At 45.1% G+C, this 21479-nt stretch carries 21 protein-coding genes and 1 pseudogene; 16 read left to right on the forward strand and 6 right to left on the reverse strand.

What is annotated here, in order from left to right:
* Positions 1–227: 227 nt before the first annotated feature.
* The 3 genes from EI981_RS12835 to EI981_RS12845 form a co-directional block, all read right to left on the reverse strand.
* Positions 228–1736: an oligosaccharide flippase family protein gene (locus EI981_RS12835; protein WP_126998701.1), complete on the reverse strand. Its 1509-nt coding sequence runs from the start codon at positions 1734–1736 to the stop codon at positions 228–230.
* A gap of 71 nt (positions 1737–1807) precedes the next feature.
* Positions 1808–2911: an amidase domain-containing protein gene (locus EI981_RS12840; protein WP_227011827.1), complete on the reverse strand. Its 1104-nt coding sequence runs from the start codon at positions 2909–2911 to the stop codon at positions 1808–1810.
* A gap of 114 nt (positions 2912–3025) precedes the next feature.
* Complete coding sequence (locus EI981_RS12845; RefSeq protein ID WP_126998703.1) at positions 3026–4132, reverse strand: DNA alkylation repair protein; 1107 nt, start codon at positions 4130–4132, stop codon at positions 3026–3028.
* 99 nt (positions 4133–4231) lie between these two features.
* Here EI981_RS12845 and EI981_RS29580 point away from each other — a divergent pair, with 99 nt between their 5' ends.
* The 6 genes and pseudogenes from EI981_RS29580 (at position 4232) to nagA (ending at position 8122) form a co-directional block, all read left to right on the forward strand.
* Positions 4232–4393, forward strand: a complete 162-nt coding sequence (locus tag EI981_RS29580; RefSeq protein WP_227011828.1) for a hypothetical protein — start codon at positions 4232–4234, stop codon at positions 4391–4393.
* Positions 4394–4531: 138 nt separating this feature from the next.
* Positions 4532–5095 (forward strand): helix-turn-helix transcriptional regulator, encoded by a 564-nt coding sequence (locus EI981_RS29215; RefSeq protein WP_193556457.1) that lies wholly within the window; start codon positions 4532–4534, stop codon positions 5093–5095.
* A gap of 3 nt (positions 5096–5098) precedes the next feature.
* On the forward strand, positions 5099–5557 hold the full coding sequence (locus EI981_RS29220; RefSeq protein WP_193556458.1) for a WYL domain-containing protein: 459 nt from the start codon (positions 5099–5101) through the stop codon (positions 5555–5557).
* A 604-nt stretch (positions 5558–6161) separates the two neighbouring features.
* Positions 6162–6338 (forward strand): annotated as a pseudogene (locus tag EI981_RS29980) (DeoR family transcriptional regulator); the annotation flags it as partial.
* 3 nt (positions 6339–6341) lie between these two features.
* On the forward strand, positions 6342–6953 hold the full coding sequence (locus EI981_RS12855) for a DeoR/GlpR family DNA-binding transcription regulator (RefSeq protein ID WP_237172665.1): 612 nt from the start codon (positions 6342–6344) through the stop codon (positions 6951–6953).
* 2 nt (positions 6954–6955) lie between these two features.
* Positions 6956–8122 (forward strand): N-acetylglucosamine-6-phosphate deacetylase, encoded by a 1167-nt coding sequence (nagA, locus tag EI981_RS12860; protein ID WP_126998707.1) that lies wholly within the window; start codon positions 6956–6958, stop codon positions 8120–8122.
* Positions 8123–8335: 213 nt separating this feature from the next.
* Here nagA and EI981_RS30330 read toward each other — a convergent pair whose 3' ends face one another.
* Positions 8336–8545 carry a hypothetical protein gene (locus EI981_RS30330; RefSeq protein WP_472795101.1) on the reverse strand — a complete coding sequence of 70 codons (210 nt, stop codon included), beginning with the start codon at positions 8543–8545 and terminating at the stop codon, positions 8336–8338.
* A 384-nt stretch (positions 8546–8929) separates the two neighbouring features.
* Between EI981_RS30330 and EI981_RS12870 the strand changes: the two genes are divergently transcribed.
* From EI981_RS12870 to EI981_RS29005, 5 genes are all read left to right on the forward strand, one after another.
* On the forward strand, positions 8930–9499 hold the full coding sequence (locus EI981_RS12870; protein WP_126998709.1) for an AAA family ATPase: 570 nt from the start codon (positions 8930–8932) through the stop codon (positions 9497–9499).
* A gap of 23 nt (positions 9500–9522) precedes the next feature.
* The gene (locus EI981_RS12875) at positions 9523–9927 is read left to right on the forward strand and encodes a GNAT family N-acetyltransferase (RefSeq protein WP_126998711.1); all 405 of its coding nucleotides are present in this window, start codon (positions 9523–9525) and stop codon (positions 9925–9927) included.
* 88 nt (positions 9928–10015) lie between these two features.
* Positions 10016–10759 (forward strand): class I SAM-dependent DNA methyltransferase, encoded by a 744-nt coding sequence (locus EI981_RS12880; RefSeq protein ID WP_126998713.1) that lies wholly within the window; start codon positions 10016–10018, stop codon positions 10757–10759.
* A 42-nt stretch (positions 10760–10801) separates the two neighbouring features.
* The gene (locus EI981_RS12885; protein ID WP_126998715.1) at positions 10802–11311 is read left to right on the forward strand and encodes a GNAT family N-acetyltransferase; all 510 of its coding nucleotides are present in this window, start codon (positions 10802–10804) and stop codon (positions 11309–11311) included.
* A gap of 453 nt (positions 11312–11764) precedes the next feature.
* Entirely contained in the window at positions 11765–11941 is a 177-nt protein-coding gene (locus EI981_RS29005) for a hypothetical protein (RefSeq protein ID WP_162616155.1), read from the forward strand.
* A gap of 107 nt (positions 11942–12048) precedes the next feature.
* Here the strand turns inward: EI981_RS29005 and EI981_RS12890 are convergent, their stop codons facing one another.
* On the reverse strand, positions 12049–14034 hold the full coding sequence (locus tag EI981_RS12890) for an alpha-amylase family protein (RefSeq protein ID WP_126998717.1): 1986 nt from the start codon (positions 14032–14034) through the stop codon (positions 12049–12051).
* 133 nt (positions 14035–14167) lie between these two features.
* Here EI981_RS12890 and EI981_RS12895 point away from each other — a divergent pair, with 133 nt between their 5' ends.
* The gene (locus tag EI981_RS12895; protein ID WP_126998719.1) at positions 14168–15082 is read left to right on the forward strand and encodes a helix-turn-helix transcriptional regulator; all 915 of its coding nucleotides are present in this window, start codon (positions 14168–14170) and stop codon (positions 15080–15082) included.
* 43 nt (positions 15083–15125) lie between these two features.
* Here the strand turns inward: EI981_RS12895 and EI981_RS12900 are convergent, their stop codons facing one another.
* A complete protein-coding gene (locus EI981_RS12900; RefSeq protein ID WP_126998721.1) occupies positions 15126–15305 on the reverse strand; it encodes a hypothetical protein in 180 nt (59 codons plus the stop codon).
* Positions 15306–15496: 191 nt separating this feature from the next.
* On the opposite strand from EI981_RS12900, the gene EI981_RS12905 reads away from it, so the two are divergent.
* The 4 genes from EI981_RS12905 to EI981_RS12920 all read left to right on the forward strand — a co-directional run bounded on the left by EI981_RS12905 (position 15497) and on the right by EI981_RS12920 (position 21458).
* Positions 15497–17788 (forward strand): helix-turn-helix domain-containing protein, encoded by a 2292-nt coding sequence (locus EI981_RS12905; protein ID WP_126998723.1) that lies wholly within the window; start codon positions 15497–15499, stop codon positions 17786–17788.
* 253 nt (positions 17789–18041) lie between these two features.
* The gene (locus EI981_RS12910; RefSeq protein WP_126998725.1) at positions 18042–19001 is read left to right on the forward strand and encodes an ABC transporter permease; all 960 of its coding nucleotides are present in this window, start codon (positions 18042–18044) and stop codon (positions 18999–19001) included.
* A gap of 3 nt (positions 19002–19004) precedes the next feature.
* Positions 19005–19877: a carbohydrate ABC transporter permease gene (locus tag EI981_RS12915; RefSeq protein ID WP_126998727.1), complete on the forward strand. Its 873-nt coding sequence runs from the start codon at positions 19005–19007 to the stop codon at positions 19875–19877.
* A gap of 51 nt (positions 19878–19928) precedes the next feature.
* Positions 19929–21458, forward strand: a complete 1530-nt coding sequence (locus EI981_RS12920) for an extracellular solute-binding protein (RefSeq protein ID WP_126998729.1) — start codon at positions 19929–19931, stop codon at positions 21456–21458.
* Positions 21459–21479: the final 21 nt, after the last annotated feature.

Here is a 21479-nt window from a genome sequence, read left to right on the forward strand (position 1 = left end):
GTTGGGCTCCTCTCTCTTATTCTTCGTATGAGAGTTAGAGGAGTGTTTGTAAGACGGAGAATTTTCTTTAGAGATATTGTTCGAATTGAATTAGTATAAAGAATAAAAAAACGTATTCCTACAAATCTTTGTGGGAGTACGTTTTTTTATTCAAAAAAACGAAGATGTAAATTATTGTTAACGGAGCGATAGCCACGTAACGTGACCTCTGTGTGTTACGAAAAAAATTACGTGTGCTGTTGGCGATACCTTATTAACATATAGGTACAAACCAGTAAAATATACAGGAACATACCAGGCAGAGTGGAATAAATTCCCCAATCGATCAACGAGCTGATTGATCGGGTTACAGAAGCAGTAGGGACTAGGACAACCAGGAAGATCAATGTATGTAACAGTAACCTACCTAAATTCATCCCACTGACAACTTTCTTTAAACCCATTATATTAATCGTAGTTATGATGAATTCCATGAGTAGAATTCCAATAACCGCTCCGATGATATGCAGACCTTTTAAAGGGATGAACGAATAATGACACAATGCAGCGATGAAAATACCAATTATTGTTCCAATCAAGCTTATTTTATTGTTGCCTTGCGACCAGAGAATGCTAGTTGTAATTTCTCGTAGACCCACAACTAAAGGAATGATAAATAACCATTGAATTAGTTCTGCTGCTTCTGGTGTTTTGAAGAATACCTGTGAGAGTTCGTCCTTATAAAACCATAAAAATATACAGGAAGCGATGCCCCAAATCCAAACAATTTCAAGTGCTTCTCTACTTCTTGCATTAAATTGTCCAATATGTCGTTCTTTCCAGGCTATGACTAGCTTCATCGTAATCGTATGCGATATCGCCGAAGTCACAATAGTCGGCATATATACTATTAAAATAGCCATGCCCGTTAATAGACCATACATGGCAGTTGCCTGTGATGAGTCATAACCGGCTGTTTGAAGTCTCGATGGGATAATAATGGCGTCAAGCATGTCAGAGAAAGGAACCAGCAATCGGGTCATTGCAATCATGAAGGAGCATCTAATAAACCAAATACTATCTGTAATTCTAGAACGTGATCGGGGAGGAGGAGAATAACTCACCACATGTTCTTTTTTCGTATGAAGAGTAAATAGTAACAAACTGACAAATGCAGCAATTCCACCAAGCGCCGTTCCGATTTGACTTATTCCAGCTGCAAACACCATACCCTGAGGCATTAGAAGCCAGGCAATGGACAACATAAGTACGACCCGTACAGCCTGTTCAATGATTTCTGATACGGCTATTACCGTATAACATTCCAGACCTTGAAGGTACCCCCGAAGCAAGCTTAATAAAGGAACCACAAATAGGGCAAGAGATAGAGGGCGTATGAAGAAGGACAAATCAGGATTGCCTAGCCATGCTGAGATATGCTGCGAATAGCCAATCGAAATTAAGCATATCGATGCTCCCACAAGAATAAACACGACAGACAGACGTTTGAACCAAACCCAACCAAGGGCATTCTGTTCTGCCGTGTATAAAGCCAGAGCGGTAGGTACACCACCTGTGATTAGCATGAATACAAATCCATAATACGAGTAGGCCATCTGAAACAACCCTATACCTTCAGAACCCACCATTCGAGTCAATATAATCCTGCCTATTAGTCCTATGGCTTTTACCAAGGTAATTGCACCGAGACGGATTCCAACCTGCCTTATGATGGGTGGTATATTCACTGTTCTCACCCCAACCTATCCAACTTGTCCATTAAATATATGAGAAGGATCAGGTAAGTATGTGTTAACTGAATCAATTGTTAATCACGAATTTGGATGAGAATATATTTAGTTGTCTTGTCCCAGCCCAGATCGAACGGAGCTCTGAAGCGATCTGCCGTGTGAGAATTGACCAGAGGGTAGCCATGATCATCGAATCCTGTCACAATTGAGAAATGATCGACATCATTTTTTAAGACATGTGCGATTAAATCCCCCTCCTTAAGTTTACCTATAGCACCATAAGGTTGCGCATCCGTTTGTTTCATCAATTCTGGAAAGAAATCCGTTGTAATAACGCGACCATAACCTGAGTAGAGAATAAAATTTTTGAGAGCATCCGTTTGAACCCATGTCCTGCTTCCGCCATTTGGATAATGGTATCTCCATGGCCCTCGCATCGGTAATCCACCGCCTTCTTCTGGATCACCAAGCGCTTGGGAAACAAAGTTAGTACAGTCTCCACCGTGATTATTGTAACTTTTGTATTTTCGATTGTACTTTCCATTGTTGCCTGCGCCCCAGGCCAGACCGGCGTATTTATCCGCATAAGCAACGGCAGCCTTTCGCCTATATTTTTTGCCATCTTGGGCAACTTCTCGGTCAGGGGAATCGACGGGAACGCCGGAGGGAATCAGACTCGGGTTTTCCTCCAAAGGATCTAGATACCATTCCTTCCATACAATCCAGTGATCGCCTATCTTCTTTAACGTGATAGCATGCCAAGTTCCCAGTCCGAACCACTGAGCAGAAGAAGGATGATTATTATAGCTGTAGGATATTTTCTGTGAATGGCCGAGAGAAACAACAGCTACATTTTCTCCGATCCTGACCCTGGTCACGCGAATTTTGGATTGGGAATTGACGATCTTCATGTTTCTTTTCTTGGCCCAAGAATGCAGGTAGAGCTTGCGGTCAACTTCCATCTTATAAGCTCTACGGCTTAACAAATGCTTATTGTCATAGAAATCCGCTAATTTATTGTCTCGATCCGCTAAATAATCAGATTTATTCGTAAAAAGATTATTTAGTATTTGCTTTATTTCATTCTCGGCAGTAATGGTTGCTGCCTCTGCTGAGTTATGTGGACCATACATCATCAAAATAATGCAGGAGAGCAGCATCACAGCAGTCCATTTTTTCATTTTTTCCCCTCATCAGTTTTGGATTTTATTTTGTACCAATTATAATGTCCCCAAAGACTGAAGTAATATGAGCATGTAGACCAGAAGTAACAATTGGTTAAATCTATCGCGATATTATGGACTCTGGAGCGTTAGGGAAGTCTCTGCAACCTCGACTCCATTCACGAGAAGTACAATCTTGTGATTACCAGGATAATGGCGTCGTGTGGTCAAATTAGCCCAGCTATGCCTTCTTGCCCCAGTGAGACGTATACCTCCAGATACGGTTTTATCGGAGAGCAGAAATAATTTGCGCGACGGTTTCCCGCTTGCCTTAATGAAGTAAATCCCGTACTCAATACGAATATGTAGTGATTCACCTCCACGGACATCAAGGCTATACTGTATTTCGCAGCTATCACCAATCATAAGAGTCGAGGGCTGTACAGAGATTGAAGCTGACGTGGTAAGTGGAACTTCCTCTGTAGAGCTCGCGTAGCCAAATAGCTCCATTACTTCAGGATTTGCTTTGCGGATCAATGTGCGGCAGCCGTGCCTTATGATCCAATCCGTATCAGGATTATCTCCGATCCAGCGACGTGCAGTTGCAATCACCAAGGCGGGATTGTCCTTCGCTATATCGTTGAGGTTATTAGCAACGCTTTTGCGCACATACAGGGAAGGGTCCGCCTTGAGCAACTCAAGGATCGACAATACCGAAGCGGGATCCTCCTTAAACATCGATAGTGCCTGTCCCCAGGGAAGACGTGGGCGGCAGCCTTCACTAGCAAGCCGCCTCACATGCTCACTGGAATGCTCAGCCCATATATCCATCTGATGCATCGCCCGTTCCGGGTCAGACAGAATAAATGTCCTTATGGCGAATTCAGCGGACGATTTTTGCGTAAAGTTCTCTAATGCGTTCATAGAGAGCTCCCAGTGCTGTTCCTCCCGACCATATACTTCTACAAAGTCCGGAAAGAAAAGATAGGGAAAACCAATGCAGCTGTCCGCAATGGCATACAAAATCTCCAACGCGGCGGCATAGTCATTTGGCAGATAAAGCCCAAGCTTCTCGGAAATCCGCCGTGTCCGGGCTTTAAGCGGAAGCGTATCCCATGCATCATCCATCACTGCCGCTACAAATGCCGTAGTATCAAAAACGCTATAAGCGGATTGAACCTTTTTACTAAAATCTAATAAAAATTCCTCATTATAAATATCTTTTAATAATTCCGCCAATGTATATCCTCCTTCAACGTGAGCACAGATCGCTTTATGTCTTTGTGCTAACTATTTCCGAATTTTATCAGATATAATCTGACAGCAGTATGGCATGTTATGCGCGATGAACGCAAATCTAAGGTTTGCAACGGAACTTGTCCGATCTGCAACAGCACAAGAATTAAACTGTTATATCCACGTGCGAAGACGAATGGTACGGTAGTGACCGTCTGCAAGAAATGTTCCAAAGCAGACCAGAACAAACTAGATGCGGTGTAACGCACGATTGCCGTGCGTGAGGAAGGAGGCCTGCCCTAATTGGGACAGGCCCTTTTATTTTGTTGGCTTGCCAAGCAAGAGGGTCTAATGATGTAATAGATTTAAACATTGTTTTTCCTGGAAAATGGGGGGATAACCTTGAGTCATATGCATCGTATTCACTGGTTCGACCAACGTATTCGTGAGGGAAAGTATCCGAATAGTGGTCATATTGCTGAACAATTCGAAATCTCGAGACGTCAGGCGCAGCGTGATATCGAGTATATGGCATCTTCATTGCGGGCCCCACTTCTCTATATCGCACGTCATCGTGGGTATTGTTACGAGGATAAGACGTATGTACTGCCGCATCTTTATATGACGGAAGAGGAACAGAAGGTGCTGAAGTATCTCACTTATCGCTATCGTCAGTATGATTATGACAATGGGGAGACCATTCAACGCATTGCTCATGTACTCGACCGTTTTACAGCTGGTAATAAGGATGATACGAGCAGCAGATTGCCGCAATTTGAACTGAATCCTCGGATTATTCAGAATTTTGAGAAACTGTCGCAGGCGATCAAAGAGGCTGCAAAGGTCGACCTCATTTATCTAGACGATAAAGGGGGGCCGCAGCATGCTCGCATGTACCCGCTGCAATTCATCTCCCGCTATAATGCGGACTATGTTGTTGTCTATTGTGAACTCGAACGCCAGTAGCTTATGCTGCGGCTCGATAGATTGCTGCAGGTGCAGGTATTGAAGGAGAGGTTTGAGCTGGAATTTGCTATGGATATGGATGCCGTGAACACGCACTATACTCCCCGTCGAAAACCCTTTGTGGCCTGCGTAATTCTAGCTAATCCTCGTACCGGAGAGTCCTGGTACGGATATCGTATTGTTGCACGGAATGAACTTGAATATGAGGTAGAGTTCTACGATACAGAGGCATTTCTACAGCATTTGCTGACAACACCATGGGTATCGCTAAAATCACCGAAATGGCTGCGTCAGAAGCTGATGGTACGTTGTCAGCAGACGATTGAACGATTGCTAGTGTCACTCAAACCCCATTTTAACATGAAGGTTTTTTTGAGTGTCTACTTGAAGGGGATAATACCACTGGTTAAGTTCCGGTGGCAGCTTTTTGGTAAAGTTTTTTCTATCCGTCCATCAAAGTGAGTCTTGAACAAACTTTCTGTTTCTGTTAGATTGTTTTCCTATTTATGCTTAGTTCACCCGTCAATGTTGACCCCAACAATAGGGTAGCGCCTGCAATTTGGAGTATAATTAAGGTTGATGATGTAAAAGGGATCATAGGCGGTTTATATCACATAAGGTAAAAAGAACGATTCATTTACTGTTCAAATGAAACCTCAAGAGGGATGGCAGCCAATGCCAGGTAAATTATGGATGAAAACTTATTTGTTGAATTGCGACATAAAATTGTTCGATGAGCAATTACGGATAGACTTATAGTGGGAATGAATTGAATAAGAACAAACCAAGACCAAATTGAAGGACAAATATGTCTTTTACTTGGTCTATTTTTTTTGCTACAATTCCTAACTCTAGTCCCAACAAAAAACAGAAACCATCGAGATCAATGGTATGTATACGTATAGAAATAAGAACTAAAGTGATGACTTTAAGTATCGGTCCGATGCAAGCACTGATTACCGGTAAATTCTAAGTAAATGATCGAAAAAACTTATAACCACTTATTGTTTTTTATATATGACTTATATATACTTATAATTAGTTTTAAAATACTTAAACAAGGAGTGTGCCCAATTTGTTTCAAGAGGACAGATTATTGAAAATACTTGATTACTTAAAACAAAAAAAATCTATGAGTGTTGGTGATATATGTTCGTTCTTTCAAGTGTCGCGAGATACGGCGCGCAGAGATATTGTAAAATTAGTTCAAGAAGGAGTTGTTGTTCGAACGCACGGAGGGGTAGCCTTGCCTGAACTGCAAAAGGAGCTATCTTCTTATCAAGAACGTCTCATTGATGAATCTACCAGCAAAAACTATATTGGCGAGCATGGCGCTAAGCTGATTCGGGATCATGAGACTGTATTCTTGGACGTATCTACGACCGTACAATTTGTTGCGGAACATATTCAAGCGAAACAGATAACAGCGGTTACGCATTCCATTGATAATGTAGGAATTCTCTCCAAGCGCGAAGATCTGAGCATCTACGTGCTCGGCGGCTATCTGCATACCCGAAATCGCTTATTATACGGACCTTCTGTCATTGATAAAATTAGTGAAATTCGTGCCGACAAAGCGTTCATCGGAGCGACAGCAATCCAACCTGACGGACTCTATTATCCATATGAAGAAGATGTCCGGGTGAAGAGAGAAATGGCCCGGCGGTCGGATCAGGTCATCCTTGTAGTGGATCATACAAAATTCACGGTGAAATCGAGGTTCAAGTTAGACTTTGACTACGTGGATGTTATTGTAACCGATCAATCCATACCAGTCGAAATGAAAGAAATGTTAAATCACAAAAATATTACAATTATAGAGTGTCAGACAAATTACCAACAGGACGGAGTTGAGTAGTAATGAATAACAAAATAATTCAACATGTAAATGTACTGCTTCCACATCAAATACTTCCTTCCGCAACGGTCTGGATCGCCAACGGAAAGGTGGAGAGAATAGAAACGCAAGAGCTTAAAAAATTCGAAGATGGTTATGAACCTATTGATGGCAAAGGGATGTGGCTCATACCAGGGATGATTGATGTTCATATTCATGGGGCCAATGGCTATGACATGATGGATGGAACCGAGGCAAGTATTCAAGAAGTATCACGCGCTTGTGCTGCAACCGGATGCACCTCATTTCTAGCGACATCCGTGAGTTCGACGATGGAAGATCTTTTGAATATGATTCACAGCGTAAAATTTATGATCGGACGTGAACAAGGGGCAAGGATCGCTGGCATTCACTTGGAGGGGCCTTATTTGAATCCGAGGCGCAAAGGGATGCAGAACGAGAAATATCTTCGCCATCCCAACCTTGAAGAAATGAAGCTAATTTTTCAGGAAGCGGGTTCACTCATTAAAATGGTAACGATAGCTCCAGAATTGCCTGGGGGCTTGGAGCTCATTTCCTTTCTAAAAGAACAGGATGTTGTGATTGCCATTGCTCACTCTGACGCCACATACGAGGAAGCAAAGCTGGCTTTTGCAGCTGGCGCGAGTCATGTGACACATTGTTTTAACGGCATGAGACCGATTCACCACCGAGATCCCGGACTGATCGTAGCCGCATTCGAAGAACCGCATGTAAGTCTGCAAGCAATTGTCGATCAAGTCCATCTTCATCCAGCGATTATCCGATTGATGCATCGTCTCAAAGGGCCGGAAGGCATGGTGCTAATTACGGATGCGCTTCAGGCGATGGGATTGGGCGATGGTAATTATATTTTTGGTGGCCACCATGTCACTGTATCCGAGGGGATTGCAAGGCTAGCGGATGGCACCTTAGCATCGAGTACCGTGACGATGAATGAAGCGTTACGACTGACAGTCGTTAACGGAATTTCGATGACGGATGCTGTGCACATGGCTTCAACAACGCCCGCTCGTATTCTAGGGCTTCCTCACAAAGGAAAAATCGAGGTAGGCTACGATGCGGATTTAATCCTGTTGGATGAGAGGTATCAAGTGCAATGGACTATGATTGAGGGTGAACTTCTTCGAACGGAAACTTGCAATATTTAGGCTAGATGAATAAATCATGGAGGATTTATATGAAGCCGAACTTGCTTTTTGTTGTACGTGAGGAGCTGTCATCATATCGTCCGTACCGTCTCGTAATTAATCTATATTTAGCCGCCTGGCTTAGTAGCATGAAATAACAAAAACAAGCTGGTGATGGGCGAGTACCGGCACCAGCTTGTTCATTATATCCTTCGTCTGCAATTAAAGTCTTGGTCAATTCTTTAGGTTAACTTTCTGTTTCTGTAAGATTCTTTTTCTATTTGTGCTTAGTTCACCTATTAATGTTGACCCTAACAATAGGGCAGCGCCTGCAATTTGGATTAGAGTCATCTTTTCGCCTATAACAAGAGCTGAAATGAATAGTGAAGTTAATGGATCGATATAACTTAATATAGCAATGCTCTGGCCTTTTAGTCCTCCCATTCCAGAAAAGAACAGGTAGAATCCAGCAGTGTTAAAATAACAGAATTTCCAGTTACTTGAGTTAAATTGAACCCCTCTGTTAAAAGAACGTAAGGCAAAAGCATTAAAAGAGAAACTACTAATTGGACAAGCGTGTTTTCCAGCCCATTCATATCTGGGATAAATTTATTAACAAGGGTCAGAATTGCATAGAAAACCGCAGCTATCAGCCCGTAGAAGATACCAAGCAAGTGATGTCCGGTAGTTTCCGCTGCTGTACATAATTAAATACAATCCGAAAAGGGCTGCACCTACACAAATCTTTTTTGAGTGAAAGTTTTTCCTTCAATACAATAGGTGATAACATAATGACTAGATGATGAATGTGAGGATTGATATCGTATTATGCTCGAGAATAAATTTTTGCGGGATGATTTTATCGTAATAACAGGTGGGCCTGGTGCCGGTAAAACAACTCTGCTATATGAAATACAAAAAAATGGCTATAGCTTCGTTCCGGAAGTCGCGAGGGAAATTATACAAACACAGGTCTCTGCTAATGGTGATGCTTTGCCTTGGAAAAATACAACGAAATATCGTGATTTAATGCTAAATGAATCTATAGAAAGCTATCTTTTGGCATTAACCCACCCACTAGAGCAAAAGTTGTTTTTTGACAGAGGTATTCCAGATACCTTGGCCTATTCCAATTTAATAAACATTCCTATTTCAGAAAAACTAGAATCAGAAGCTCGAAAATACAGATACAACAAACAAGTTTTTATTTTACCTCCCTGGGAAGAAATATATATAACCGATCATGAAAGAATTCAGGATTTTGAAGAAGCAGTGGCAACTTATAAAATATTGGTTGAAACTTATAAACAGCTTGATTATGAACTTATTGAAGTACCCAAAATAAGTGTCAAACAACGAGTAGACTTTATTCTACATAGAGTCGGAGTTTGGTCCTAAACATATTAATCGGAGGATAGAGCATGGATACTATATGTTTTACAAATGAGCCCCCTAAGGATTTTGGGCAATTACTTTCCCTGTATGAATCATTAGGATGGAATTCTCTTAATTTATCTAGTGATGATTTGAAACAAATGTGCAATCAAAGTTGGTACGCAATTTATGCTTTCAAAGATCAAAAATTAGTGGGGATGGGGCGTATTATTTCAGATGGAGTGATTACTGGAATTATATGTGGATTGTGTGTACTGCCGAGTTATCAGTCCAAAGGGATTGGCAAAGAAATGCTGAATCGAATGATTGAGCATTGTGAACAAAATCGTGTAATACCCCAACTTTTATGTACAGAAAACTTGGAACCCTATTATGAGTCTTTTGGGTTCAGGAAATTTACCGTTGGAATGACAAGGAATATCATTCGATAACTTCCTCATTAAACAGAGTGGAATGAGTTGTGCTAAATGGCATGAATTGAATTATTAAAATAATCCGAATTATTGAGCAGGTGATGTTATGCTGATAGAACACAATAATCTTGAAGAATATCGGGACCCGATTAATTATGATCTTGAATTTGGCGGCGAGATTGATAAATACAATTTCTATCTTGAACTTGCTAAATTAAACCCGGGAGAAGTTTTAGAACTTGCATGTGGTACAGGATTAGCAACAATACCTTTATCAAAATTAGGGATTAATATAACTGGGGTTGATATTTCTTCAGCAATGCTTGAATATGCGCGGGTTAAAGCTCAAGGTTTGCCTGTTACTTTTATTGAAGGTGATGCTCGCACATTTGAGTCAGACAAGCGTTTCTCTATGATATATTTAACAGGAAATGCTTTTCAGGCATTTTTGAGTGATGAAGATCAAATAGCTTTACTCAAAACGGTTTATAAGCATTTAGAACCAGGTGGGGTATTTGCATTCGAAACACGCAACCCGCTGGGAACGGATCTATCAAATCAAGAGGAAACAACTTGGGGGCAATTTCTCGATATGGATGGGACTACTGTCAAGGTATCTGGAACTCAAACTTACGATGCAAGAAATCATACCATGCACTGGGTCACCTTCCGTGATTGGGGATATAAGAAAACTACTTCTCGAATTGCATGTCGTTTTACTGACAATGATACCCTTAAGTCTTTGTTAACTAGCCATGGCTTTAATATTGAAAACCAATATTCAGACTGGGATAAAACAGAGTTCTCTCCTAAATCCTCTTCCATTATTAGCGTTTGTAGAAAATGTTAGAACTGCTGCCAAAGCATCCTAGAAAAAAGGGAGAATATAATCATGAACAACAGAGAGTTTGATAAAATCTTTGCAATTATGGAGGCCTCATTTCCTGAAAGTGAACGAAGAACTTATGCTAGACAGAAGGAATTGTTGGCTGATCCGCATTACCGTCTTATAACGGAAACGAATAGCAATAATCAATTGATCGCTTTTCTGGCGACATGGGAATTTCCGTTGTTCCGGTTTGTTGAACATATTGCTGTCGATCCGGCAACGCGTGGAAGTGGCATAGGTGGAAAACTAATGGCTGCGTATATCGAGGAGTCATTAAAGCCCATTCTATTAGAGGTGGAATATCCTGACACGGAAATGGCGCAGCGGAGAATAGGCTTCTATGAGCGACTGGGTTTTCGTCTCAATCCTTTCGAACATGTGCAGCCTCCTCTTCAGAAAGGGCAGCCTGATTTACCGCTCAAGATAATGAGCTATCCTCAAATTCTCACGGAGGAAAAGTTTGCCCTTTACCAAGAAATCTTGTATACAAATGTGTATAAGTTTGTTAGTTAGGAGGTGTTCCCTCCAATTACATAATGTACGCTTAAAAAACGTGATAATCTGTTTTATTTGGGAATTTAAGTGTATCTTTTGCAATTACTATATGGATTTCAAGTCTCTTTGCCGAATAGCATACTTATTCACTTACTCGAAACTGCAAAAATACACTTATTTACTGGAGAATCCCTTGAAATTAGAAAATAGCTGCGTACACGCACTTATTTTCTAACTTAGGCTTCAATATGGAGAAAATTCATCCCAATAGGTGTATAAATGCAGTTATATGCAGCATTAACGCTTATAAAAGCCGGTTTAGTTGTAAATAAGCACTTATTTTCTTATTTCACTACGTTCGTCCAATGTCCAATGCGTTATTAATTATCGACTATTTCATCGGGAATCACTGGTCCAAGCGATTTTTTAATGGGAGACCCTTGATCTGATGCTGTCTAAAGCAGACTATGCATGATGTGGGAAGAAGCGGCACGACTGCTGGGTACCTCCGAAGGATGCGCTTCGATTAACAAGATAATCGATCTATTCAGTGAAGCAAAAGCAACAGAGGCAAAAGCGATCCAAGCGCTCAAGTACCTGATGCGGGAGACGATCCAAAATCGGTTCCACGATATTGGACTACGTTAGGGGAGGGCAAAAGAAAGAATAAGCTGGCTAATAAAAGCTGCCGCGGTCTCGGGACTGCGGCAGCTTTCGTAATATTCTATTCTTGCAACAGACAAGTAAGCCGCCGTTTACACAAGCTCTAGCACGACCATCTGATGATTCTCTAAATAAGGAACCGTGTAGTTAATTTCGCCGTACTCTCCGGCCATATACGTAAGCTCCTCCATAGAGGGGGCCAGATAAACCCGCTTGATTGATGCGAAAGTAGGGAGACGCAAGCTGACGGCAACGTCCTGCAGCGGTACGATGTCCTCGATGACTTCAACACGCCCTTTCAGCACAGGGGAGGCATATAATAAATGATTGATATAACGATTTCCCTCCGCTTGATATTGGAGCGTAGCGATGCCTCGAGCCGGCAAGTCGCAGCGCAGTGACGGCCGCGGCAACAGCCGGGAAAGAGCGTGTAATACCATCTCCTTTAGAATGAGGTGGCCATTGTCTGCATAGTCGCCAAATACATTCCAGGCGATATAGATGCCGTTCTGGCTTTCGATCATACCAGGTCCGTTATCCTCCCCGGCACTTGGGGTATGCAAATGCGAACTGAAGGTAAAGACGTCGCGGTTGAAATACGGATTCTCCCGTCGACCAAGCGAACGGCCTCCGTTCAGTTCCACCAGCTGTCCTTCTCCGTACATGACAAACGAAGCGGGCAGAAGGGAGCCAGGAGGGAAGTCCGGATGAAAATAAGACGGCTGGTACGGGTTGGTACCTTTCCAGTCCAATCCCAGTTCAAGCATAAACGTATCACCGGCCACATTTAAGCCCGAACGCCCCGTGGCCAGAACTTTTCCCCCGTTAGCTGTAAATATGTTGAGGGCATCTCTCAATTCCGACCATACCGGTACCTCATCCGGTAGAATCAACACTTTGTAACGGCTGAAATCCGCTTCGACATCCACGATGTCGTACAGATAATGACCTTCGGTCAGAATTCGTACTGCTCCTGCATCAGCCAGATGGGTTCGTTCGTCCTTCTCTTGGGCGTCCGGGCAAGCCACCCGAGCTGCTTCCAGCGACAAGACGGCGATGTCTGCCACGGATGAAGTGCCTCGGCACCACGGCTCTTTCGCTTCTACTTCAGCATAGGCGGCACCGATCAGGGCATAGGTTGCCTCATCCATCAGTCCCGACGGATGAAGCTGGTCGCCGATCGAACATTTGGCACCGTGGGCCAGACTAAGTGCCGTCTCGAACCGCAGCGCGTTCGGATGCTTGTACCCGCCGAATTCGCCCCATGAGGTGTGGAATTTGCCCGTCATGCCCAGATAGTCCATGCCCAGCGACTGGACGTAGCGCGCCGAAAGCGGAAAGTGATCATAGCCCCAGCCCCCGGTCGGCAGCGATTCAAGCTCCAGATGGCTGTTGACATGAGCAAGATCACGGCGGCCTCGCAGCTGATGACTGCTGTTATGAAAGACCGGAAGGCCGGGCTTGACAGCATCGATAGTTTCCCGCACTCGCCGGGTATAGTTCAGGTAAGTACGTTCGCCCAAGGCGGCAACGGCTGCTTCGTCGCGCGGATCCTGTCCGGTCTCCCGAAGCGCGGCCACGCAATACTGGCATCGGCATTCGCGAATCCCGACGATGTCGAGGAAGATGCCGTCCGCATCATAGTTGGAGACGACTTCATGGATTTGGGCCAGCAGGATGTCCAGGTAAGGCGTATTGAAGCAAAATTCGTGGTAGCCTGGCGTCATGAAATCTCTCACCCAGCGTGTTCGATCCTCTGCATCACGGATTAGCCATTCGGGATGGCGCCTGGCCAGCTTTTCGTCGAGGCCTGCGGAGAGGTACACGGGGGTTTTGACGCCGATTTCATGAGCGGCGTCTATCATTTCGCCGAGTAGATCGAACGAGAGATGCGGATGCATCGTATTAGCTTCACTGGGATGGTAAGCCCAGCCGTGATGGCATTTCGAAAAGATTGTAATCGAATCAACATGCCCGATGCGCAGCATATTCTGGAACTGTGATCTGGAAAACTGGCTTCCGATGCCCAGGATGGCCTCAGAAGTATGAAAGTCGAGATGAACTTGACGAAAACGCATGTATGAACAGCCCCTTTAGTGGTAGATTAGAACGATTTCTTGTGTTCAATGTACCTCTTTTACAGGGGCGCAACCAGTGATAATATAAACTTTAAATAGCACAAAACGGACTTATAGATTGGAGAGAATCGACGTGTATTGTCTGGAATTTGCCATTCCGCCACTGCCGCAATTCTTAATGGCAGGACATGCCGTATGGAAGCCGGGAGACCAGCATTTCGCCCGCGTCTTTGGCGTATACGACCTGCTTCTGGTAACGAGGGGAACGCTCTATATGACGGAAGAAGAGATGGAATACGAAATTGGCGCAGGAAAGATGCTTGTACTGGAAGCAGGGCTGCCACATTTCGGGCATCGATCCTGCTCGGAGGATACGGAGATTTATTGGGTGCATTTCGTCCATGGACATCCGGCGGCGCACATCCGGCAGGAGGATATTCCTTGGTCGACCTTGCTGTCCAAAGGCACGAACGAGGATGTCGAGCCATCCTCGCAGCAGCGGATGTACTTGCCGAAATTCGCTGCCGTCGATGTGCAAAGCTTAGAGCCGCTACTGCGTGAGTTGGATGATATCCACAATGGGTTAAATGTAGAAACTGCACTTCGGCTCCATCTCTTGCTGGCCGAGCTGTTCGCGGCACTGCAGGCAGAATGTGTGCGGACGTTCGAACCGGAGCCATCCTTAAGGCTGGCCAGGGCTGCCGTAGCGTATTTGAACGAACATTGGAGGCAGTCGTTTCAACTTGCAGAATTGGAGGCAAGCCTTCATTTCCAGGCCAATTACATCACGAGATGCATGAAGAGGCATATCGGCAAAACCCCGCTGCAGTATGTACTGCACCTGCGTCTGGAGGAGGCCAAAAAACTGCTGGGCGGAACAGTGCTTGGCATTTCCGAGATCGCGGAAAAGGTAGGAATCCGCGATCCCAACTATATGATACGTCTGTTTACATCCAAGCTGGGCATGACGCCTGGGGCGTATCGGCTGATGCTTCGTCAGAGGAAAGGAGAGGAAGCTTCCGGGGCGCAGGAACAAAATGACGGATGATACAGAGAATACAATCGCATTCTTACATGATTTGCGTGTCCACTTATAAGAAAAATCTAAACAGGCAAAAAATCAATACCATTATTCCAAAGGCAATAAGTAAACTGGCGGAGTCCCATAATAATTCCTTTAGAGTGCCGGCTCCCATTTTTTGCTTCTCTTCATGCCGCTGCTTGTGTACATGGGGATCGTATTGTCCAGGTGGGTTGCGAAAATCATTCATAAGGTTCTTCTCCTTTCTGCTTCATATTGCTGGATATCTATTTGAAACTAGAAAGCGGATCACAAGGGGAGGAAATAGAGGATTCAAACCGCATCACCCGTTCTAATGATTATGCCCTGATTATAGACTTCCTTCAATCTCATCTCTATAATAGGAGAAACATAAATGAAATCGCTTACAAGGGAGGTGCTATGAAAATTCGTTCCGGCAATTATTACACCCGTCTCTTAATGTATAGTCTGCTGATTGGCTCTATTCCAGTGATTATAGTTGGAATTATATCATATTACAAAGCTTCCTCGATCGTTCAGGACAAGGTGAACCAGAGCAGCATGGCGACACTTCAGCAGACTCAACTTCGTGTGGAGCAAACGCTCAAGACGATCGATCATTCGATTACGCAGTATATTAGCTCGCCTCTTGTGGTGAATGCCATGTCGCTCCCTTATTCAGCAGAGCACTATCAGGTTTATAGTGAAATGTACCAGAACATGGTGCGCAGCCAAACCTTCGAGCTAACCATAAACAATATGACAGTATTGAATTTAAAAGGGCAATGGGGCGTCGACAACAACAATATTTTTACATTCGACGATGTGTTGAATCTGGATCATCTTCTCGGGTATGAGAAGCTGCCTTCATTTTCTGTTTGGGTAACGGACGAGGACAAGAGTTCGCCAAGTATTAGTCTCGTGAAAAAAATCCCGCTGAATTCGCTGAAAGCCGACGGATTGGCTATCGTGACTATCGCTGAATCGCAGTTGGCCAACCTTCTGGCGGCCGACAACCAGCTTGGCAGCATTATGGTTATGGATCAAGATTACCAGCTATTGTCCCGAAGCGATCAGAAAATACAGCAATCCGGCTTGGAGCAGCTTGTGGCTGAGATGCAGAGGCAAAGTGAAACGGAAGGGCAATTCAACATTGAGCTGGATGGAGATAATACCAGCGTGATCATTCGCAAGTCAAGTTATAATGGCTGGACTTATGTCTCCGCTATTTCCATTAAGGATATTACCCGGGATTCTCGCTCTATAGGCTGGGTTACTCTATTTGTATGCTTGCTCATGGTTCTGATCACCGGCGGACTCGCATGGCTTGGTTCCCGGAAGTTCTATCGGCCGGTTGGGAAGTTGGTCGCAACGATGGCCAACAGATTTGGAGATCCGCCAGATGAAGCCCGTACTGATGAATTTACGATGATCGGCTATCGTCTGCAATCCTTGCTGCAGACGGAATCCCGCCTCTTGGCGCAGCTGACAGGGCAAGTGCGGGAGCTGAAGCAGTTTTTCGTTATGAAGCTAATCCGCGGCGAACAGAAAGAATCTCAGCTATCGGCCAGATTGAAAGAGTATGGATATCCCACCGATTGGAACTGGCATGCCGCACTTGCCATTCAGATCGATGCGCTGGAGAAGTCCCAATACAGCGAAAACGACCGTGATCTGCTGCTCTTCGCCATCGCCAATATCGTCGGCGAGCTGATTCCTCCCGAGGAAAGGCTGGATCCTGTGCTGCTGGAACAATCCCAAATTACCGTGGTCGGAGGTGCCGGATCGACAGAGGTGGAGTACAAGAGCCGGTTGTTTACCGTAGCGGAGCTGATTCAAACAACCGTGCTGCAATACTTGAAGCTGCATATTAGCATCGGCATCAGCCGTCCCCAGAAACGGCTCGCCGATATTTCTGAGTCTGCCGTGCAAGCGCTGGAGGCGCTTCGCTATAAGATTCGTTTTGGCACAGAATCAGTGCTGTTTATCGATGACGTCCAGCCTAACGACCTGGTATCCAGTGTGTTCCCGCACCGCGCAGCCAAAGAACTCTACGACGCCGTTAAGCTCGCGGAGCGAACAAGAGCCGAAGAACTGCTGGAACACTGCATTGGCTTGATCTTCGCAGAGCAAGCCGACTGGCGCCAATACCGGATGGCATTGGTCAGGCTGTACACGATGCTGACCGAGCTGGGACAGTCCGAGACAGCAGCAGCAGATACGAAGCAGGATTCCGCCGTAGAGTTTCCACCCGAACAGGAAAAGCAGCTTTTTGACAGATTGCTTGATCTAAAATCCCAGGAGGAAATCCGCCTTTGGTTCAGCGATACCGTTATCGCTCCGATCATATGCAGACTGGAACAGCAGAGCAAGTCTCATGCCAAGAAGTTGTCGGACCAGCTAACGAATATGATCCATCAGAACTTCGATATCGAGCTTACGCTTGAAGCCTGCGCAAAGCAATTGAATTATCATCCCAACCATTTAGGACCGCTGTTCAGCCGGGAAAAAGGGATCAGCTTCAGCGAGTACCTGCAGAACTATCGCTTGCAAATGGCGAAGCAATGGCTGATCGAGACGGATATGAAGATCGGGGATATCGCGGACCGACTAACCTATACCAATCCTCAGAACTTTATTCGCTTCTTTCGCAAGATGGAGAACATGACGCCCGGACAATACCGGAAATTGCACGGCAATTCGAAAATATGAACGCTCCAGTCGAAGACTCCCCGCGATAGGTTGCCAGCCTGTCGTCGGGGTCTTTTTTATCATGATGTTATAGAGGGGAGCAAGGGAGGGGTTCTACGGGGGTATTCCCATGATTATTCCATACGTGATCCTGATTATATCCCATACAGCGGCAAACACCTTTCCTGATGATTATCCCTTGATTATAGACGTCGGCTCGCCGGGGCGCTTATCTTGAAGGTACCGCACAAATAACACGAAGGTGGAGTCGAAGATGAATCAAAGCAAAGGAAATCTTGCGATTGGAATATCTGCCCCGATCAGAAAGAGAACCTATTTCTGGGGACAGATACGGAGAAACAAATGGCTATACGGGATGCTGGCTCCCGGGGTGCTTTACTTCCTATTATTCAAATACGCCCCGATGTGGGGACTTCTCTTGGCTTTCAAGGATTATCAGCCTTTCTTGGGCTTTTTCGGCAGTAATTGGGTGGGCATGAAACACTTCGAGCGGCTGTTCCATGACCCCGCGTTTTGGATGCTTCTGAGGAATACCCTAGTACTGGCCGGATACAATATTTTATTTTTCTTTCCGGCACCGATCCTGCTCTCTCTTATGATTAATGAAGTGCGCCAGGATAAATTAAAACGTGCCATACAGACCGTTATCTACATTCCGCATTTTGTCTCATGGGTCGTGGTCGTCGGCATCGCTTATACCTTCTTTACTATTGACGGCGGATTGGTGAATGAAGCCATCATGGCGATGGGAGGGGAGAAGATCAATTTTCTCGCTAGTGCGGGCTGGTTCAGGCCGATGATTACCTTGGAAGTCATTTGGAAGGAGACGGGCTGGGGAACGATTATATTCCTCGCAGCTCTGGCAGGGGTCGATCCTCAGCTATATGAAGCGGCAAAGATGGACGGTGCAGGAAGGCTGCGACAATTATGGAATGTGACGCTGCCAGCCATTCGCTCCACAATTGTCATTCTTTTCATCCTCCGGCTGGGAAGCTTCCTGGATACAGGCTTTGAGCAAATCTTCCTGATGCTGAATCCGATTAACCGCGAGGTGGGAGAAGTGTTTGATACTTATGTATATACGGCGGGGATCACGCAAGGACAGTTCAGCTTCAGCACCGCTGTTGGTCTTTTCAAATCGCTGGTTGGATTTGTATTAGTCATCAGTTCCAACTGGTTGGCCAAAAGATTCGGCGAGGAAGGGGTGTATTAAGCTATGAATCAAAAGAATCGAAGCTGGGGCACCCATCTGTTTGACGGACTTAATCTCGCCATCCTGCTAGTGGTATCAGCGGTGATGATCATTCCGTTCATTTACATCATCCTGATCTCCTTTGCGACCGAGCAGGAGGTGCTGTCCAAGAGCTTTCTTATATTTCCAACGAAATTTTCGCTGGAGGGATATCGTTATATTTTCTCAACTCCAATATTGCTTCGCAGCCTGGCGGTGACCATCGGGGTGACTGTGATCGGCACATTGGTGAACCTGCTCCTGACCGTGTTAATGGCCTATCCGCTTGCCCGCAAAGATCTCTATGGACGCCGCCCCGTCATGCTTATGGTTATCTTCACGATGTTATTTAACGCCGGGATCGTGCCTACTTTTTTGATTGTCAAAGAGCTGCACCTGACCAATACCTACTGGGCGCTTATTATTCCTAGCGCGATCAGTGCTTTTAATATGATCATCATCAAGAATTTCTTCCAGCAGCTGCCTGACGGCCTGGAGGAATCGGCCAAGATCGACGGTTGCAATGACCTTGGGATTTTATTCCGAATTGTCATCCCTCTTTCTCTGCCTGCATTGGCTACCTTTTCACTGTTTTACGCCGTAACGCATTGGAATACTTTTCTGAGCGCTATTTTGTATATCAATGATTCGAAAAAATGGCCAATCCAGGTCCTGTTAAGACAGATTGTGATTCTATCGGAAAAGGGGTTGTCTGATATGAATGAGGCGCCTCCTCCACCATCCAAGATTATCAATATGGCGGTTATCGTGTTCTCTACCGTTCCGATTCTGTCCATATACCCATTCTTGCAAAAGCACTTTGCCAAAGGAGTGCTGCTAGGTTCGGTTAAGGGATGACCTGTTCATCTTTTAATATAATATTTTTAGTATAACGAGGGGGAGTAAGACATGAAGCAGCTAAGCTACAAAGTGTTCCTGATGAGTCTACTAACCATTCTGGCAGTAGCAAGTTTGTCAGCGTGCGGAAGTAATCAGGAAGGGAAGGGCTCACAGGCAGGCGGAAAGCTTTCATTTACCATGATGAACCAGTATTCCTCGACCGAGCCGCCCAAGGCCGACAACCCAATTATTAAGAAGATCGAGGAGTATACGAATACCAAGCTTAATATTACTTGGGTTCCCGCGTCTGCCTACAATGACAAGATCAACGTTTCTATCGCCTCCAATGATCTGCCTCAAGTATTGATGATAGCGGATACCAAGTCCTCATCTATTATTAATGCGGAGCGGTCGGGCATGTTTTGGGAGATTGGGCCTTATCTCAAGGACTATCCCAACCTGAGCAAGTACAACACCAATGAACAGGTATTGAACAACATATCGGTAGATGGCAAGGTTTACGGTTTGTACCGGGCCAGAGCGCTAGCTCGTCAGGGTATTACCTTCCGGCAGGATTGGTTAGACAATCTAGGCCTGCAGCAACCCAAGACCATCGATGAGCTCTACAATGTTATTCGCGCATTCGCGCTGGACGATCCGGACAAAAATGGAAAAGACGATACATTCGGACTGGTGGAAGCCGAGGATTCCGGCGGCGCTGGGTCAACAGGCCTACTGGGATTCCAGACCATCGCCTCCTTCTTCGGAGCGCCCAACCAATGGGATATTCAGGATGGAAAAGCAGTTCCCGAGTTTATGACAGAGGAAAATATGGAAGCCATGAAGTTCTATAGGAAGCTGTATGAGGAAAAGCTGATTAATCAGGATTTTGCGGCAACTAAAATCAGCAAGCAGCAAGAGCAATTCTTCCAGGGCAAGGCCGGGATGCTGTTCACAACCCTTGACTTCGTGATCACCGGAGGCAACGAGCTGAAGAAGGCTAATCCTGACGCCAAGATCGATATTTTCAGCAGAATTGAAGGGCCGAAGGGGGAGCGGGTATTTGCGACCACGGGGTATAATGGAATGTTTGTATTTCCGAAGGCTACAGTCAAGTCAGAGGCAGAACTGAAGCAGCTGCTTGGTTTCTTCGATAAAATCGTCGATGACGAAATGATGTACACCTGGACATGGGGAATTGAAGGGGTCCATTACACCAAGGGAGAGGACGGAGAACCGACCATCTCTGACCAGACAGCGTATGCCAATGAGGTATCTCCGCTGAAGCAGCTGCCTACCTATGATGGTTCGCTGATGATCTGGAAAGGGAAAGGGGAAGCGGACAATAAATTCCGCACGATGATGAAAGACAACGAGGCGATAGCTATATCCAACCCGGTGGAGCCTTTGATCTCTCAAACGGCTGTGGAAAAGGGGACGGAGCTGAACAAGATCATCGCTGACGCCCGTGTCAAATTCATTATGGGAACTCTGGATGAGGACGGCTTCAATAAAGAAGTGAAGAAGTGGCGCTCTCAGGGCGGGGACCAAATGATCCAGGATTATACGGAACTGTATGCAAAGCAGGCTGAGAAATAATCTGGCTATTTCAAGAAAATG

The organism is Paenibacillus lutimineralis (assembly GCF_003991425.1).
Taxonomy (GTDB): Bacteria; Bacillota; Bacilli; order Paenibacillales; family Paenibacillaceae; genus Fontibacillus; species Fontibacillus lutimineralis.

Coding starts and splice junctions, on each gene's coding strand:
- EI981_RS12880 (WP_126998713.1), top strand. CDS start 10,016: ATGCTGATAGAACACAATAATCTTGAAGAATATCGGGACCCGATTAAT.
- EI981_RS12915 (WP_126998727.1), top strand. CDS start 19,005: ATGAATCAAAAGAATCGAAGCTGGGGCACCCATCTGTTTGACGGACTT.
- EI981_RS12870 (WP_126998709.1), top strand. CDS start 8,930: ATGCTCGAGAATAAATTTTTGCGGGATGATTTTATCGTAATAACAGGT.
- EI981_RS12875 (WP_126998711.1), top strand. CDS start 9,523: ATGGATACTATATGTTTTACAAATGAGCCCCCTAAGGATTTTGGGCAA.
- EI981_RS12900 (WP_126998721.1), bottom strand. CDS start 15,305: ATGAATGATTTTCGCAACCCACCTGGACAATACGATCCCCATGTACAC.
- EI981_RS12885 (WP_126998715.1), top strand. CDS start 10,802: ATGAACAACAGAGAGTTTGATAAAATCTTTGCAATTATGGAGGCCTCA.
- nagA (WP_126998707.1), top strand. CDS start 6,956: ATGAATAACAAAATAATTCAACATGTAAATGTACTGCTTCCACATCAA.
- EI981_RS30330 (WP_472795101.1), bottom strand. CDS start 8,545: ATGGGAGGACTAAAAGGCCAGAGCATTGCTATATTAAGTTATATCGAT.
- EI981_RS29580 (WP_227011828.1), top strand. CDS start 4,232: ATGCGCGATGAACGCAAATCTAAGGTTTGCAACGGAACTTGTCCGATC.
- EI981_RS12890 (WP_126998717.1), bottom strand. CDS start 14,034: ATGCGTTTTCGTCAAGTTCATCTCGACTTTCATACTTCTGAGGCCATC.
- EI981_RS12920 (WP_126998729.1), top strand. CDS start 19,929: ATGAAGCAGCTAAGCTACAAAGTGTTCCTGATGAGTCTACTAACCATT.
- EI981_RS12905 (WP_126998723.1), top strand. CDS start 15,497: ATGAAAATTCGTTCCGGCAATTATTACACCCGTCTCTTAATGTATAGT.
- EI981_RS12840 (WP_227011827.1), bottom strand. CDS start 2,911: ATGAAAAAATGGACTGCTGTGATGCTGCTCTCCTGCATTATTTTGATG.
- EI981_RS29220 (WP_193556458.1), top strand. CDS start 5,099: ATGCTGCGGCTCGATAGATTGCTGCAGGTGCAGGTATTGAAGGAGAGG.
- EI981_RS12910 (WP_126998725.1), top strand. CDS start 18,042: ATGAATCAAAGCAAAGGAAATCTTGCGATTGGAATATCTGCCCCGATC.
- EI981_RS29005 (WP_162616155.1), top strand. CDS start 11,765: ATGATGTGGGAAGAAGCGGCACGACTGCTGGGTACCTCCGAAGGATGC.